We start from the raw sequence: 15117 nt of genomic DNA, 5'->3' as shown, positions 1-15117 counted from the left end.
TGAATAAGGAAACAGAAAAGCACATCTAGAAGCTGTATTTTAGATGTGCTTTTTTATGTTTAGGGCGATAATTTTTACTCTATTAGATATTCTTGATTTATTTTTATAACTAAATGGAAGGCGGTTATGATTAAGTACTGGCTTATAACTATCTTATTTTCTTCAATGGCTTATGGCACTGACTCTTTTTCTGATTCGTTAGAATACGCCCAGGTGACTTATGTAAAAGCCACGCAGACCTCAAATGGAAGCTGGTGCTTCGATACGCAAGTTCGCCATAACGATGAGGGTTGGCAGCATTATGCAGATACTTGGCAGGTAGTGAGTCAACAGGGTGAGGTATTAGGGGAAAGAGTTTTGTTTCATCCCCATGAAAACGAGCAACCTTTTACTCGCCGTTTATGTGGTGTTCAAATTCCTAACGATGTGACTATGGTAACAGTGAGAGCTAAATGCAATGTCCATGGCTTTGGTGGGCAAACGGTTGTTATTGATCTTGGGTCTTCAAAAAGTGATAAATATTCGGTAACTCGTTAAATAAAAACACCGGCAGCCTATGAAGAATGTGGTAATCGATTTAAGCTGGCAGAGAATTTAAAAGACGTCTATACAAATAATAAATATTAGAAAGGTAAAAAATGAATACAATTATTTTGGTCGTATTGATCTTAGAGCTGACATTGTTTTTTATAGCTTCCAGCTGCATAAAAATTTTTGGTTGGCCAAAAACGAGATACAACGCACAACTGGCATTTTTTAGTCAATTTGGACTAAACCGAAATATGGTTACTGTTTTCGGAGCGTTTGAGTTATTTGGTGCGATTACTTTATGGCTCCCGAACTATGTTGGTGTAATAGGTGTTTGGGTTTTATGTGCTATTTCTGCAACCGTTATTTATGGACATATTCGTTTTGGTTCTTGGAAAAACGGCCTCTTATCGATGGCAATATTTGCTCTTTCAGGCTGGATTTTATACGTTAAATGCTTAGCGATATGGGCTTAGTTTTATTGACGTAGTTAGCGTTATTTTTATTCAAGGCATTTGAAAAAAATATCAATTCACCGTTCTACTAATAAAAAGGATGTATTTTTATGATTAAGTTAATCTCATTTGGCGCTGTGGTTTTATGCGCTTCTCTTTCTCTTAATGCAGCAGAAAGCCTGTTGAAATATGAAAGCCAATATTCGGTGCAAGAAACCGCTAATCGCTTTGAATCCATCGCGAAGAGCAAAGGGTTGAATGTCTTTGCTCGAGTTGATCATCAGAAAAATGCTCAGAGTGTTGGTTTAGAATTAAGACCGACCCAAGTGATTATTTTCGGTAATCCGAAAGTTGGAACACCGCTTATGCAATGTGCACAAGATGTTGCCATTGACCTTCCTCAAAAAGTACTAATCTCAGAGGATGCTAATCAAAAAGTATGGCTTTCTTATAACAATCAGCAATACCTTAAAGAACGCCATAATATCCAAGGTTGTGATGCCGTTATTGATAAGGTCTCAAATGTATTAAAGGCATTGTCTTCGGCTGCTGTTGCTAAGTAATTCATACTGTAAAAAAACAATTATATGCGGATAAGGCATTATTGATTTTCTTTTAATTTGACTGTAAGAGGCTAGTCAAATGGCTAAACTACAATTGGCTTGTTCATGTGGCACAGTTCGCGGCACAACAGTGAATATGAATGCAAAAACAGGAACAAGGATCATGTGTTGTTGCAATGATTGCCAATCCTTTGCTCAGTTTCTAAAGCAAGAAAATATAGTGCTAGATGACTATGGTGCAACGGAAATATTTCAAATTCCTGTATCTTACGTCAAAATTACAACAGGCAATGAGCACATCGCGTGTGTACGTTTGAGTGAAAAAGGCATGTATCGTTGGTACGCTAAATGTTGTAATACTCCAATTGGTAACACGATGAAAGCGGGTATTCCTTTTATCGGCTTGATTCACACTTTCGTGGATAAGGCGTCAATCGATGATGCTGAATTGAGTGAAAATCTAGGTTACCTTCAAACTAAATTTGCTAACAAAATTGTGCCTCTAGATCAACAAGCCTCGCAATTTGGTGTTATGTCTAAAATTGTTTTTAATTTGATTCATTGGAAAATCAAAGGCCTGCACAAACCGTCAGCCTTTTTCCACGACAATGGCAAACCTATCGTAGAACCTAAAGTGCTCAAGGTTTAAATCTAGTTTCTTGAACATCGACCTATTTGGGCTGAGCTATATTTAGATTGATCTAAAGTGAACATCTACACGTAATACTTCTGCGGCATGAACAAAATTGGAGAAGTAGTATGCAGTTTAATAGCCACGAGCAATCAAGAATCTTAGAAATGGCGTGGGAAGACAGAACACCCTTTGAAGCCATTGAATTGCAATTTGGTTTGAACGAGCAGGCGGTTATCAAACTGATGCGCCGAAGCCTGAAATCCAGTAGCTTTAGGTTATGGCGAGCACGGGCCAATGGTCGTAAAACCAAACACTTGATGCTTAGATCGCCTGATGTAATTAGAGGGTACTGTCCGACTCAATATAAACCGCGTTAGTGTTTTAGACGTTTTTTCTATTTTTAACCGATATGGTGAACCTTTGATTAGTTGTGCTCAATATGATGCGATTGAAATCGTGTGTATGTATTTTTATCCGATTAAGCTAACGTTCAAATCTGGAGAGGTACTCAACTGTAAAGCATTGGATACTCAGCGCAATGCGAATGGCGAAGAGTGTATCAAGGTGAAAACAGAAAGCTCTGATAGTTTGGTTGTACTGACTTCGATTTGGACACTAGAAATCTGTGTTGAAAACCCTCATTTTAAAATCATGTCTTTTATTTAGATCTACTCATCCCTTCCTTTTTAGATAAACCTCTTTTTATGATTACCATCATGTAGAATCTATTACATAGCTTAGTTTGCTTTTCGATAACCTTGATGGAGATGTGTCGTGCCTGAGATAAAGGTCATTGGTTTGTTCATGCTTACCGCAGTTACTGAAATACTGGGCTGCTATTTGCCTTATCTTTGGCTGCGTGAGGACAAATCTATTTGGTTGTTAGTACCAGCCTGTTTAAGTTTGATTGCATTTGCTTGGTTACTTACCTTACATCCAGCGGCAGCGGGAAGAGTCTATGCGGCCTACGGTGGTGTTTACATTTTTGTCGCAATAATGTGGTTGTGGTTAATCGATGGGATTCGTCCGAGTACTTGGGATCTTGTCGGCTCTGGCATCGCACTTGTAGGTATGGCAATAATCATGTTTGCACCACGGTCAGCTTAAGTTTATACAACAAAATTTTAACGATAGAGAGTGACATTGTGGTGTTGAGAGTGAAACAATAATGTCATTCTCTTTTTGTGAAAAAGGTTAGACTTTTTAGGTGATGTGGTTTTTCTAAATACTCGTCGGTATTTAAGTAAGATTTCTTTAAACAAGGGTTATTGGAAGCTGGAGAGTTAAGTGAAAACACTGCCATTAGTTTTGTTTTGGTTGTTGGGCATTATTTGGGGAAGTAACTTTATTTATATGAAGTGGGCTTCCGATTACATTACGACGCCTCAAATTGTTTTATTGCGTGTCTTTTTTGGTTTTGTCCCTGTTTTGTTTTATGCACTTTATAAAAAAGAGTTAAAACTTTCTCACTTTAGATTTTCGCTTCACTTTATTGTAATGGCACTTATCGCAACGGTTGTTTATTACTATGGTTTTGTAAAAGGCTCTTCATTATTGCCGTCTGCGATTGCGGGCGTATTGAGTGGTGCGATTCCTATTTTTCTTTTTTAGTTGCGCTTGTGTTGTTGCCAGATGAAAAGCCAACTTTGATTCGTGCGTTGGGTATTGCGATAGGGTTTGTTGGTATTTTATTGATAGCAAACCCTTTTTCAACCGATCTGGCATCGACTAATTTAATCGGTGTGTTTTACATGGTAATGGGATCATTAAGTGTGGGTGTTTCCTTTATTTATGCGAAGAAATTCATTTCTCCTTTACGCATTCCTTCTTCGGCGTTAACAACCTATCAGCTTGGTTTCGCCTTGTTGTTCATATTGAGTGTTACGGATATGAATGGTATTGAGCGAATTATGGAGTCCAGTCATGTTGCGTTTGGTGCTGTGGTTGGTTTGGGCATATTGGGCACAGGCTTGGCCTATTTAATTTATTATTATTTGATTGAAAACTTAGGCGCGGTTTCAGCATCGTCGGTGACCTATATACCGCCTATTGTCGCGCTTATTATTGGGGTATTGTTAATAGGTGAAAAAATGATTTTGCTTGATTACCTTGCTGTCGTACTGATTTTCATCGGTGTGTTGTTAGTTAATAAGAAAAACACAAAACCTGTTAAGTAAGGTTACTAATGATGTGTTTTTATAGGACCCATTAAGTAAAGGTTGGAATATACATGGAAAATAACAGATCTTCCCGTCTGGGAACGGCTTTACTTGTGATTGCTGTTATTGCAGTTGTGACTGTCGCGACAATGATGTTCGGTGCTAAGTTAGGTTTATGGCAGCCTATTATTGGTTTCGGTTTGGTTCGAAGCTATATGAACCCGATTGCTTATGGTCTGCTTGGTCTTGGTGTATTAGGTTTGATTCAGCAGAAAATAGCGAAAAATTCTTGTGGTGCCATTAAATCAGCATTAACCGCGTTGATTGGTTTGGCTATGTTGGCACCAACTTTATACGGCAAAGTTAATTCGCCAGTACGTCTTCCTCCTATCCATGATATTTCAACGAATACGATCACCCCGCCTGAATTTATTGTCTTAGACGATAATCGAGTCGGTGCTAGAAATACGCTCGTTTACGGCGGGCCAGAAGTCGCAGCCTTGCAGAAAAAAGCCTATTCAGATATCGCGCCAATTGAATCAGGTTTGTCTGCCGCTGAAGCCTTTAATGAAGCATTACGTGTCGCTGATGTTATGGGTTGGGAATTGGTTGCGCAGGATGTAGCCAGTTTGCGTTATGAAGCAACCGCTCGTACTTCTGTTTATGGTTTTGTTGATGATGTTGTCGTTGTCGTTACGCCAGTAGGCGATGCGAGTCGAATTGATGTTCGTAGCGTCTCACGTATTGGGCGAGGCGATCGTGGCGTAAATGCTGCTCGTGTTCGAACTTTTATTAAAACATTTGAAGAGTAAGTTCTAATAAAATAAAGCCCTGCTACTGATGAATTGGTAGGGCTTTATTGTTTTTGGTTCTAATTAGTAGGCGCCTTCTCCATAGACTAATTCATAGCTGTGGCTATAGATTTCTAAAATATTGCCAAATGGGTCTTCCATATAGATCATACGATAAGGTTTTTCGCCTGGATAATAGTAGCGTGGTTTTTCCATACGCTTTTTACCACCGGCCGCGACAATTTTTTCGGCTAACTCTTCTACATTTGGATCTTGTACACAGAAGTGAAAAATTCCTGTTTTCCAATATTCAAAGTTATTTTCTGGGTTTTGCTGACCTTTAAATTCAAATAGCTCAACACCAATACGATCACCTGTAGACAAGTGAGCAATTCGAAATTTGTCCCAACCTTGACCAAAGACATCGGTGCACATTTCACCAATAGCACTGTCATCTTCGATAATCTCAGTTGGCTTCATGATTAAGTACCAACCCATTACTTGGGTATAAAACTGCACAGCTTTTTCTAAATCTGGTACAGAAATACCAATATGTGAAAAGTTACGCGGATAAACATTATTCATAATTCTCTCCTGTATTTGATATTGGTAGATTACAAATCAGTCATGATTAAGTAAAATTATCATTTAAAATAATAATGAGTATATTTTGTAATGATTAATCCACTCTGGTTGCGTACATTCTGTACGCTTGTTGATATTGCACATTTCACACGCACGGCAGAGTATTTGAATATGACGCAATCAGGCGTAAGTCAGCAGGTTCGAAAGTTAGAGGAGCAGCTTGACCAAGAATTACTGATTCGGCAGGGGAAACAGTTTACGCTGACAGATGCAGGCGAACGTCTCTATAAAGAAGGTCGCGAGCTCCTTAGCCGTTTATCAGATCTCGAGATGAGTATTGGTGATGATCCTGCTTATGAAGGCACAGTGAAGGTAGTTTCGCCTGGTAGTGTGGGATTGAAGTTATACACACAGCTTTTATTGCTGCAACAAAAATACCCTAAGCTCATTATAGATTATCGGTTTGCACCTAATCATGAAGTAGAAAAGCTGGTATCAGAGAACAAAGTCGATTTAGGTTTTATGACTCGTCCATCGACAATGGGTGATGTGCATGTCAAGCCGATAGCAACAGAAGAACTATTACTTATTACTCCCCATAACGTTCAGGGTTCAAGTTGGGAGCAATTACAAGCATTAGGTTTTATTGATCACCCAGATGGTGCGCATCATGCTGCGTTATTATTAGGTGCTAATTATGCAGAATTCGAACAAGGTCAAATATTTAAACGCAGTGGGTTTTGTAATCAAATTGCTTTGATTTTAGAGCCTGTGGCATTAGGGCTTGGTTTTACGATCCTGCCGCGTCACGCTGTTGCTGCTTACGGCAAACCAGAAAAAATATTTGTTCATCAACTTACAACACCTGTGAACGAAACATTGTATCTCGCTAGGCTTCGGCATAGACGCTTAACCAATCGACAAAAAACAATCATTGAAGTGGCTGAGCAGTGTTTAATATGACGATATTATTGAACAATAAAAAAGCGAAACACCTTGGTATTTCGCTTTTTAAATGTCGTATGTGAGTTGTGTTTTAATGAATTACGACAACTCTAAAGACACTAACTTCTTTTGAATTGCAGATTGAATACCGTCTGCGTCCAGCCCTACACGTTTGAGCATAGAGCTATGGCTAGCGTGTTCTTCATATTGATCTGGTAAGCCAATATGTAAAACTGGAGTAGGAATATGGTTTGACTGTAAAAACTCACTGACAGCTGACCCTGCGCCGCCCATGATGGCATTCTCTTCGATTGTTACGATGAGTTTTGCTTCTCGTTGAGCCAATAGTGCCTTTTCATCAATGGGTTTAACAAATCGCATATCAAGGAGCGTAGCGTCGAAATGTTCAGCCGCTTGAAGTGCATCATAAGTTGGACGACCAAAGCCACAAATTACAATGCCGGATTGTCCGGCTCGCAAGGTGCGAGATTTACCTATTTCAAGCGTCGATAAAGCGGGATCAATGTCGATACCGCGTCCAGTTCCGCGTGGATAACGAACAGCGACAGGGCCTTTGTATTCGTATCCAGTTTGTAACATTTTTCGACATTCATTTTCATCAGATGGTGCCATAACCACCATGTTTGGTATGCAGCGCAAATAACTTAAATCATAAACACCTGCATGGGTTGGACCATCTTCACCAACCAAACCAGCGCGGTCAATGGCAAAAAGTACATCAAGATTTTGTAGCGCGACATCATGAATTAATTGATCATAGGCGCGTTGTAAGAAGGTTGAGTAAATCGCAACAACTGGTTTGATTCCGTCACAGGCCATACCCGCAGCTAATGTCACCGCATGCTGCTCAGCAATGGCAACATCGAAGTACCTTTTTGGAAAACGTTCTGCAAACTCAATCAGATCGGAACCTTCTTTCATGGCAGGAGTAATAGCTGCCAGCTTTTCATCTTGTTCGGCGGCATCGCATACCCATTTTCCAAAAATACTAGAATATTTTGGCAGTGTTTTTTGCGTGTCATTTGGTTGTGGGTCAGGTTCTATTTTATTGATGGCGTGATAGCCGATAGGGTCGCCTTCGGCTGGCTCAAAACCTTTGCCTTTCTTTGTTATAACATGAAGAAATTGAGGGCCTGAGCGATCTTTGAGGTTGGCTATGGTAGAAAGCAGGTGATCAATATCATGACCGTCAATTGGTCCAATATAATTGAAACCAAGCTCTTCAAACATCATGCCGGGCGACACCATGCCTTTCATGTGTTCTTCCGCTTTGCGGGCGAGTTCTAACGCTGAAGGTAATCCTGAGAAAACTTTTTGGCCACCTTTACGAATATGGTCGTAGGTTTTGCTGGCCCAAATTCGAGCAAAATAACTTGAAAGGGCACCCACCGGTTTTGAAATAGACATTTCATTGTCGTTTAAAATTACCAACATATCGGCTTTGACATCACCTGCGTGATTTAACGCTTCAAATGCCATACCTGCAGACATGGCGCCGTCACCAATTACGGCAACCGCCTTACGGCCGGTATTAAGTTGCTGAGCGGCTAATGACATGCCTAATGCTGCACCAATAGATGTACTGGAGTGACCAACACCAAAGGTATCGTATTCGCTTTCATCTCGCTTTGGAAAACCAGATATGCCGTTTTCTTGACGGATGTTCAATAACGCTTCACGACGGCCTGTGAGTATTTTGTGAGGGTAAGCTTGATGGCCAACATCCCAGACAATGCGATCTTCAGGCGTGTTGTATATGTAATGAAGGGCGATAGTAAGCTCAACAACGCCTAAACCTGCCCCAAAATGACCACCAGTTTGTCCAACGCTATAGAGCATGAATTCTCGCAATTCACGGACGAGTGTTGGTAACTGTTCTTTTTTTAAAGCGCGTAAATCTGCAGGAGAATTTACCTGATCTAGCAATTCTGTTATTGGTCGCGAGGTTGGTATCTCTTCAAATATTGGCACAGGTTTGGTCACATTCAGTTAATTTTTAAAAAAAGTATTTAGAGAAGCTAATATCTAAAAAAGCGAATATCAAAAAAAGTGGTTAAGTATATCAGTGGTTGCGACCAATAATATAGTTTGCAAGTTCAACTAAAGGTTGAGCAGCATCGCCAAAAGTTGAAATAGAATCAATTGCTTGGCCATGTAGACTTTGCGCGAGATCCTTTGCACCCTCTAAACCAAGCAATTTAGGATAGGTGGGTTTGTTGGCATCTTCGTCTGAAAATTGTGCTTTACCAAGAGTCGTTGTGTCACTAGTGATATCAATAATGTCGTCCTGCACTTGAAACGCTAAACCAATAGCATTGGCATAAGCGTCTAAGGCAGCAAAATCCTGTTTAGTATGAGCGCCAGTGCTGATGGCTCCCATACGAACGCTGGCACGAATTAAGGCGCCTGTTTTATGTTGATGCATTTGTTCTAGAACATGGATATCAATACTTTTACCAACATTAGCTAAGTCGATCATTTGTCCGGTAATCATCCCATGACGGCCAGAAGCTTGAACAAGTTCTTGAATAAGTTGTAATTGAGTGGCTGTTTGATCGTGTATTGATTGGCTTAATAGTTCAAAGGCAAAGGTCTGTAGTGCGTCTCCAGCAAGAATCGCCGTAGCTTCGTCATATTGTATATGATTGGTTGGTTTTCCTCGGCGTAAGTCGTCGTCATCCATTGCTGGAAGGTCATCATGGATCAAGGAGTAAGCATGGATTGACTCAATCGCAGCAGCACTGGCATCGGTTAGATTGTTAGCTTCACCAAACAAAGATGCAGCGGCATAAGTCAGCATTGGGCGAACACGTTTACCACCATTAAATAAACTATATGACATGGCATCTTGTAGATGCGTAGCTGGTTCGTATTGGCTTAAACTTTGCTTAAGATAATGGTCTACTCGACGACGAGCGTATTGAGAAAAGTCATCTAAAGTCACAAATTGGATTCCGGATCAAAGGTTTCTAAGTGCTCACCGTCTTGTTTTTCAAGTAGAATTTGAACTTTTTGTTCTGCTTGGGTGAGAACGGACTGGCATTCTTGACTTAGCTTAACACCTTTTTCAAATGCTTTTAGCGCTTCTTCAAGTGACAGTTGATTTGACTCAAGTTGAGTGACAATTGTGTCAAGTTCACTGAGGTTTTCTTCAAAATGACGAACACTAGTTTTTCGCGACATAATTGTTACTCTTATTGAAATGCACGTTTTTTAACAGAAAACGGCTCATTGTTCGAGAGCGTGTTAATGAAAATTACAAAAAATACGCAAGAAGATGTCATTCTTAGGCTTTCTTTCGTATAGAATCACATAGTATATCAGTTGCATTATAGCTTTTTTGTTAGGAGACGTGTGTGGATATCGCAACGTTAATAGGACTTGTTGGATCTTTTATAGTTGTTAGTGCTGCTATTGCTTTAGGTGGCGCAGCAGGGATGTTTGTTGATACTACGTCAATACTTATTGTTATTGTTGGCTCTACTTTTGTAGTTTTAATGCAGTACCCGTTAGGTCAGTTTCTCGGTGCTGGTAAAGTAGCAGCGAAAGCCTTTATGTTTAAAAGCATTCCTTTAGATACTTTAATCGATGAAATTTATGGCTTGTCAGATGAAGCTCGCAAAGGCGGGTTACTTTCTTTAGAAGGAAAGGAAGTGAGCCATCCTTTTTTATCATCAGGCATTCAAATGTTAGTGGATGGTCATGATGGAACAATTGTAAAAAGTCAGCTCAGTAAAGAAATGAACCAATCTTATATTCGTCATATTAAGGGTTCTAAAATATTTAAGGCTTTTGGTGATATAGCACCTGCGATGGGAATGATAGGAACCTTGGTTGGTTTGGTACAAATGTTGGCGAATCTATCTGATCCAAGTTCAATTGGTCCTGCCATGGCAATTGCTCTTTTGACAACGCTTTATGGTGCCATGCTTGCCAATATGGTGTGTTTACCTCTTCATGCTAAATTAAGCACCCGTGCAGATGAAGAGCTACTATGTCAGAAAATGATACTGGATGCCTTACTGGCGATACAAGCAGGTCAAAACCCTCGTATATTAGATGGTGCATTAAAGACTTATTTGGCAGAAAGTAAGCGAACTGAACGTGAATAGTATTGGTTGTAAATAATGTTAGTTGTAAACGGATTGCAGAATGAGTGATGAAGAAGAATCAGATTGCCCTGAATGTATAGAGGGCTTACCTGCCTACATGGGAACCTTTGCGGATCTCATGTCTTTATTGTTGTGTTTCTTTGTGCTTTTGTTGTCATTTGCGGAAATGGATGTCATCAAGTTTAAGCAATTAGCAGGCTCATTAAAAAATGCTTTTGGGGTTCAACGAGAAATTGAGGCTGATGCTATCCCTATGGGGACGTCAATTATTGCTCAAGAATTTAGCCCAGCTAGACCAGAACCAACGCCAATTAATGAAGTTAAACAAAAGGTTGATAGTACGCCGGAACATACCTTAGAAGTCCTGTGTAAACCAGATGATGCAGCATTAAAAGAGCGAGATAATTCGGGATCACCTTCGCCTGTTACTTTTGTTGATAAATCTAATGCAGATCTTGAAAGAGAGCAGAAGATTCAAGAAACCGAAGCGGATGCGCAGCAGATAGCATCGCTGCTACGAGAAGAAATTTCAAAAGGCACAGTAGAAATTGAAACACAAGAAGAAACCATTACCATCCGTATAAAGGATCAAGGTTCATTTGAGTCGGGCTCAGCAGAACTAAATTACGACTTCATCCCCGTCATTGATTTGATTCGTGATGTGCTTGTTGGTATTCAAGGGACAATTTCTGTGGAAGGTCATACTGATAATGTGCCTATTCGAAGTCGTCAATTCCGTTCAAATTGGCAATTATCTTCTGCTCGTTCTATTTCTGTTGCGGAAGAGTTATTCTCGACCGGACAGCTTGATCAAAGTCGCTTTTCAGTAACTGGTTATGCAGATACTCGACCACTTGTACCAAATAATAGTGTCAGTAATCGTGGGACGAATCGACGAGTCGAAATCGTAATAAAACAAAATGATATGTCACGTCCGGTAATGCGGGACAATTTGGATGAAATACCAAGTGATGGTGTAATCGAGTTTGATCTGTTTAGTGCTGAGGAGCTCGCACCAGATGAAATATTCTAGAATATAAAAATTAAGCTCATAGGATATTCTGCCAACAGATTATTGTAAGAAATCAAAATTAGGAGCTTCGGCTCCTTTTTTATGTCTTCTATTGTGGCTTATTTCGTTTTAGTGCTGAGATTATAAGTATTTTTTGTTATGGTTTGCCCGGACAATATTGAGGAAGTAAACAAAATGCGAGTAGCAGTTATTGGCGCATCAGGGCGCATGGGTAAATTTCTAATTACAGCTGTTCAGACGGCTGAAGGAGTTTCTTTAGGCGCAGCTATTTTAAAACCTGGAAGCAGTTTGATTGGTGCTGATGCTGGTGAAATTGCAGGCGTTGGAAAGCTAGGTGTTGCTGCTGTAGCAAGCTTAGAGGATTGTGTTAATGACTTTGATGTTTTGATTGATTTTACAACACCATCATTAACCCTAGAAAACGCAGCATTTTGTGCAAAGCATCAAAAAGCAATCGTAGTAGGTACAACAGGGCTGAATGATGACGAAAAAGCGTCTCTAAACCAGGCCGCTGTAGACACTCCTGTGGTTTTTGCACCAAATATGAGTGTTGGTGTGAATCTAACTCTTAAGTTGCTTACAATGGCCGCTGAGATTCTAGGTGATGATTATGATGTAGAGATCGTTGAGGCACATCATCGCCATAAAGTCGATTCACCTTCTGGCACTGCTTTACGTATGGGAGAAGTCGTTGCTGAAGCATTGGGTCGAGATTTAAAAGAATGTGCAGTGTATGGTCGTGAAGGACAAACTGGTGCTCGTACGCAAAAAGAGATTGGTTTTGAAACCATTCGTGCAGGTGACGTTGTTGGTGAACACAGTGTTTGGTTTGCGACAGAAGGTGAGCGTATTGAAATTGCTCACAAAGCGAGTAGCCGTATGACCTTTGCTAAAGGTGCTGTGCGTGCAGCAAGTTGGCTTGAAGGTAAGGCGGCTGGTATGTATGACATGCAAGACGTATTAGACTTAAAATAACTAATAGTGACACTCGCCTTTACTAATGAAGTTTAAAGTGGATTGATTATATTCAAACACAATAAAAAGCCGTATTCATATATTAATGAATACGGCTTTTTTTTATGTTTTAAAAAATTATTTACATTTGTTATTCAGCTGTATATTCAAGTGTTTCGGCTAAACTTTCAGAGCTAAGGTCTCCGACATATCGACCGTCTTCATCCAGAACTGGCAGTGAATATTCCGATGTTAATGAGTCAGATAAGGCTTCTTGTAAGAGCATATCTGGCATTAAATTTGGAATCTCTGTTACATCTTCAGGTGTTATATTGCCTTCTGGGCGTAGTTTGATCGCGGCCTCCAACTTTTTACGAGTTAGAAGTCCGTGGAAACCAGATTCATTTTGATAAAATGCATAACCCTGTTTAGGAAGCTTGGCGATAGCTTCCGCTAAGTTAGCCGATTTTATGATAGGTACCGACTGTTGCATAATTGTTTTGACAGGTACTGCACGGGCGCGATTCACATCTTTAACAAAGGCTTCTACATAGTCATCGGCTGGATTCAGTAGGATATCTACTGGTGTCCCTATCTGTGATACTACGCCATCATTTAGAATGGCAATACGGTCACCGATTCGTAAAGCTTCATCCAAATCATGAGTGATAAAGATAATAGTTTTCTGGAGTTTCTCTTGTAATTCAAGTAGCTGGCCTTGCATTTCACTGCGTATAAGAGGATCAAGTGCAGAGAAGGCTTCATCCATCAAAAGAATTTCTGCATCTGTACATAACGCTCTAGCTAACCCAACACGTTGTTGTTGACCGCCTGAAAGTTGACCTGGATACTGTTCTTCGTAACCAGCTAATCCCACAGTCTCTAGCCATGTTACGGCTTTCTCTGATCGTTCTTTTTTTGGAACTTTTTGGATCTGTAAGCCATAAGCAACATTTTCCAAAACAGTTCGATGCGGCATAAGTCCGAAATTTTGAAATACCATAGACATTTTATGGCGTCTAAATTCAATTAATTCATCTTTAGACAATTTCATAATGTCTTCACCTTCAACCTTTATTTGACCTGCTGTTGGATCAATTAAACGGTTGAAGTGTCGAATAAGCGTTGACTTACCAGAACCTGATAGTCCCATAATGACGAAAATTTCGCCTTGTTGTACTTCTAAATTAATGTCGCGTAAACCAACAGTGTGGCCAGTTTCTGCTAATACGTCTTGTTTGTTTTTACCTGTTTCTAGCATAGGTAAAATGCTTAGTTCTTTAGGGCCAAAGACTTTATATAAGCCATTGATTTCGATGAGAGGGCTCGTCGTTTTCTTGTTTGTGTTTGTATTAGTCATGACGATTTCCTAGGTGTTTTTGTGAGCGTTTCGCATAAGCCTGAGATACTCGATCAAAAATAATCGCAAGAGCTACAATGGCTAATCCATTTAATAAACCTAATGTAAAATATTGGTTAGTAATGGATTTTAAAACAGGTTGCCCTAAGCCTTTCACGCCAATCATAGAAGCGACAACAACCATGGCTAATGCCATCATAATTGTTTGGTTGATACCAGCCATAATAGTTGGCATAGCTAGTGGTAACTGAACACCAAATAATTTTTGTGTGTTCGTTGCTCCAAATGAAGTAGCCGCTTCCATGATTTCTTTGTCGACTAAACGAATACCTAAATTAGTTAGGCGAATTACCGGAGGAACAGCATAGATAATAACCGCAATGACACCTGGAATTTTACCAATACCTAATAGCATGACAACAGGTATCAGATAGACAAAAGCAGGCATAGTCTGCATGACGTCTAGAATAGGCGTTATGATGGACTGCATTCGATTTGAACGAGACATTAAAATACCTGTAGGTACACCTATTATGATGGAGAGTAGGGTACAAACGGTAATAATGCTTAAAGTACGCATGGTGTCGTCCCACATACCAAAAATACCAATGGCAATGAGTGATGCGAATACGCCGGTACAAAGTTTCCATGAGCGAGTGGCGCTATACACAATGGCAACAATGACACCTATGGTTAGCCACCAGGGGAGGCTAATAATAATTTTTCGAACCAAATTAAAAATGTAAGCAATGGGTCAAAAAAACCTTCAATTAATTCACCGTAATTACGAGAGAATTCACGATAGGCACCGTCTAATGTCTTTTTAATGACGGTTAGATCCTTCCTATCTAATTGAGGGAAGCTAGTAAACCAAGAACTATCGGCCATTTTTATTGGAACCTTGTTTGTTATTGAGAAAAGTAGCAGCCAATATCACCATTAATATAATGGTGATATTGGCTGCAGTATAAATAGCT

The 15117-nt window shown here is 39.9% G+C and carries 19 protein-coding genes and 1 pseudogene; 14 read left to right on the top strand and 6 right to left on the bottom strand.

What is annotated here, in order from left to right:
* Positions 1–126: 126 nt before the first annotated feature.
* From AC0L3Y_RS00915 to AC0L3Y_RS00870, 10 genes are all read left to right on the top strand, one after another.
* A complete protein-coding gene (locus AC0L3Y_RS00915) occupies positions 127–537 on the top strand; it encodes a hypothetical protein (RefSeq protein WP_473467647.1) in 411 nt (136 codons plus the stop codon).
* A 101-nt stretch (positions 538–638) separates the two neighbouring features.
* Positions 639–1004 carry a DoxX family protein gene (locus tag AC0L3Y_RS00910; RefSeq protein ID WP_473467644.1) on the top strand — a complete coding sequence of 122 codons (366 nt, stop codon included), beginning with the start codon at positions 639–641 and terminating at the stop codon, positions 1002–1004.
* A gap of 89 nt (positions 1005–1093) precedes the next feature.
* Positions 1094–1546, top strand: coding sequence for a DUF302 domain-containing protein (locus AC0L3Y_RS00905; RefSeq protein WP_473467642.1), 453 nt, complete (start codon positions 1094–1096; stop codon positions 1544–1546).
* 79 nt (positions 1547–1625) lie between these two features.
* A complete protein-coding gene (locus AC0L3Y_RS00900; RefSeq protein WP_473467638.1) occupies positions 1626–2195 on the top strand; it encodes a DUF6151 family protein in 570 nt (189 codons plus the stop codon).
* 110 nt (positions 2196–2305) lie between these two features.
* On the top strand, positions 2306–2557 hold the full coding sequence (locus tag AC0L3Y_RS00895) for a TIGR03643 family protein (RefSeq protein WP_473467634.1): 252 nt from the start codon (positions 2306–2308) through the stop codon (positions 2555–2557).
* 43 nt (positions 2558–2600) lie between these two features.
* Positions 2601–2846: a Rho-binding antiterminator gene (locus AC0L3Y_RS00890; protein WP_473467632.1), complete on the top strand. Its 246-nt coding sequence runs from the start codon at positions 2601–2603 to the stop codon at positions 2844–2846.
* Positions 2847–2954: 108 nt separating this feature from the next.
* Complete coding sequence (locus AC0L3Y_RS00885) at positions 2955–3287, top strand: YnfA family protein (RefSeq protein WP_473467629.1); 333 nt, start codon at positions 2955–2957, stop codon at positions 3285–3287.
* A 180-nt stretch (positions 3288–3467) separates the two neighbouring features.
* Positions 3468–3791: an EamA family transporter gene (locus AC0L3Y_RS00880; RefSeq protein ID WP_473467625.1), complete on the top strand. Its 324-nt coding sequence runs from the start codon at positions 3468–3470 to the stop codon at positions 3789–3791.
* Between the two features lie 8 nt (positions 3792–3799).
* Complete coding sequence (locus AC0L3Y_RS00875; RefSeq protein WP_473467621.1) at positions 3800–4357, top strand: DMT family transporter; 558 nt, start codon at positions 3800–3802, stop codon at positions 4355–4357.
* A gap of 53 nt (positions 4358–4410) precedes the next feature.
* Positions 4411–5151, top strand: a complete 741-nt coding sequence (locus AC0L3Y_RS00870) for a DUF1499 domain-containing protein (protein WP_473467617.1) — start codon at positions 4411–4413, stop codon at positions 5149–5151.
* A 63-nt stretch (positions 5152–5214) separates the two neighbouring features.
* Here the strand turns inward: AC0L3Y_RS00870 and AC0L3Y_RS00865 are convergent, their stop codons facing one another.
* Complete coding sequence (locus AC0L3Y_RS00865; protein ID WP_473467613.1) at positions 5215–5715, bottom strand: lactoylglutathione lyase family protein; 501 nt, start codon at positions 5713–5715, stop codon at positions 5215–5217.
* Between the two features lie 90 nt (positions 5716–5805).
* Here AC0L3Y_RS00865 and AC0L3Y_RS00860 point away from each other — a divergent pair, with 90 nt between their 5' ends.
* Positions 5806–6678: a LysR family transcriptional regulator gene (locus AC0L3Y_RS00860; RefSeq protein ID WP_473467609.1), complete on the top strand. Its 873-nt coding sequence runs from the start codon at positions 5806–5808 to the stop codon at positions 6676–6678.
* A gap of 81 nt (positions 6679–6759) precedes the next feature.
* On the opposite strand, the gene dxs is transcribed toward AC0L3Y_RS00860, so the two are convergent.
* From dxs to AC0L3Y_RS00845, 3 genes are all read right to left on the bottom strand, one after another.
* Positions 6760–8646, bottom strand: a complete 1887-nt coding sequence (gene dxs, locus AC0L3Y_RS00855) for a 1-deoxy-D-xylulose-5-phosphate synthase (protein ID WP_473470567.1) — start codon at positions 8644–8646, stop codon at positions 6760–6762.
* A 97-nt stretch (positions 8647–8743) separates the two neighbouring features.
* Entirely contained in the window at positions 8744–9625 is an 882-nt protein-coding gene (locus AC0L3Y_RS00850) for a polyprenyl synthetase family protein (RefSeq protein ID WP_473467607.1), read from the bottom strand.
* Positions 9622–9864 (bottom strand): exodeoxyribonuclease VII small subunit, encoded by a 243-nt coding sequence (locus AC0L3Y_RS00845; RefSeq protein WP_473467604.1) that lies wholly within the window; start codon positions 9862–9864, stop codon positions 9622–9624. Before AC0L3Y_RS00845 ends, AC0L3Y_RS00850 begins: the two co-directional genes overlap by 4 nt.
* 173 nt (positions 9865–10037) lie before the next feature.
* Between AC0L3Y_RS00845 and pomA the strand changes: the two genes are divergently transcribed.
* The 3 genes from pomA (at position 10038) to dapB (ending at position 12801) form a co-directional block, all read left to right on the top strand.
* Positions 10038–10793, top strand: a complete 756-nt coding sequence (gene pomA / locus AC0L3Y_RS00840; protein ID WP_473467600.1) for a flagellar motor protein PomA — start codon at positions 10038–10040, stop codon at positions 10791–10793.
* Between the two features lie 40 nt (positions 10794–10833).
* The gene (locus AC0L3Y_RS00835) at positions 10834–11826 is read left to right on the top strand and encodes a flagellar motor protein MotB (RefSeq protein WP_473467597.1); all 993 of its coding nucleotides are present in this window, start codon (positions 10834–10836) and stop codon (positions 11824–11826) included.
* A gap of 174 nt (positions 11827–12000) precedes the next feature.
* Positions 12001–12801 carry a 4-hydroxy-tetrahydrodipicolinate reductase gene (gene dapB / locus AC0L3Y_RS00830; protein WP_473467595.1) on the top strand — a complete coding sequence of 267 codons (801 nt, stop codon included), beginning with the start codon at positions 12001–12003 and terminating at the stop codon, positions 12799–12801.
* Positions 12802–12931: 130 nt separating this feature from the next.
* Here the strand turns inward: dapB and AC0L3Y_RS00825 are convergent, their stop codons facing one another.
* Both AC0L3Y_RS00825 and AC0L3Y_RS00820 read right to left on the bottom strand, forming a co-directional pair.
* On the bottom strand, positions 12932–14140 hold the full coding sequence (locus tag AC0L3Y_RS00825; RefSeq protein ID WP_473467593.1) for a quaternary amine ABC transporter ATP-binding protein: 1209 nt from the start codon (positions 14138–14140) through the stop codon (positions 12932–12934).
* A pseudogene (locus tag AC0L3Y_RS00820) lies at positions 14133–15028 on the bottom strand (ABC transporter permease). Before AC0L3Y_RS00820 ends, AC0L3Y_RS00825 begins: the two are co-directional and overlap by 8 nt.
* Between the last annotated feature and the right edge of the window lie 89 nt (positions 15029–15117).

The organism is Marinomonas sp. GJ51-14 (genome assembly GCF_055808695.1).
The sequence above is the reverse complement of the archived record's forward strand: the minus strand, read 5'-3'. Positions and strand labels throughout refer to the sequence as shown.

Bases quoted from the DNA above. Each gene is read 5' to 3' on its own strand.
- AC0L3Y_RS00900 (WP_473467638.1), top strand. From the start codon at position 1,626: ATGGCTAAACTACAATTGGCTTGTTCATGTGGCACAGTTCGCGGCACA.
- dapB (WP_473467595.1), top strand. From the start codon at position 12,001: ATGCGAGTAGCAGTTATTGGCGCATCAGGGCGCATGGGTAAATTTCTA.
- AC0L3Y_RS00895 (WP_473467634.1), top strand. From the start codon at position 2,306: ATGCAGTTTAATAGCCACGAGCAATCAAGAATCTTAGAAATGGCGTGG.
- AC0L3Y_RS00825 (WP_473467593.1), bottom strand. From the start codon at position 14,140: ATGACTAATACAAACACAAACAAGAAAACGACGAGCCCTCTCATCGAA.
- AC0L3Y_RS00835 (WP_473467597.1), top strand. From the start codon at position 10,834: ATGAGTGATGAAGAAGAATCAGATTGCCCTGAATGTATAGAGGGCTTA.
- AC0L3Y_RS00860 (WP_473467609.1), top strand. From the start codon at position 5,806: ATGATTAATCCACTCTGGTTGCGTACATTCTGTACGCTTGTTGATATT.
- AC0L3Y_RS00905 (WP_473467642.1), top strand. From the start codon at position 1,094: ATGATTAAGTTAATCTCATTTGGCGCTGTGGTTTTATGCGCTTCTCTT.
- AC0L3Y_RS00865 (WP_473467613.1), bottom strand. From the start codon at position 5,715: ATGAATAATGTTTATCCGCGTAACTTTTCACATATTGGTATTTCTGTA.
- AC0L3Y_RS00845 (WP_473467604.1), bottom strand. From the start codon at position 9,864: ATGTCGCGAAAAACTAGTGTTCGTCATTTTGAAGAAAACCTCAGTGAA.
- AC0L3Y_RS00915 (WP_473467647.1), top strand. From the start codon at position 127: ATGATTAAGTACTGGCTTATAACTATCTTATTTTCTTCAATGGCTTAT.
- AC0L3Y_RS00870 (WP_473467617.1), top strand. From the start codon at position 4,411: ATGGAAAATAACAGATCTTCCCGTCTGGGAACGGCTTTACTTGTGATT.
- AC0L3Y_RS00910 (WP_473467644.1), top strand. From the start codon at position 639: ATGAATACAATTATTTTGGTCGTATTGATCTTAGAGCTGACATTGTTT.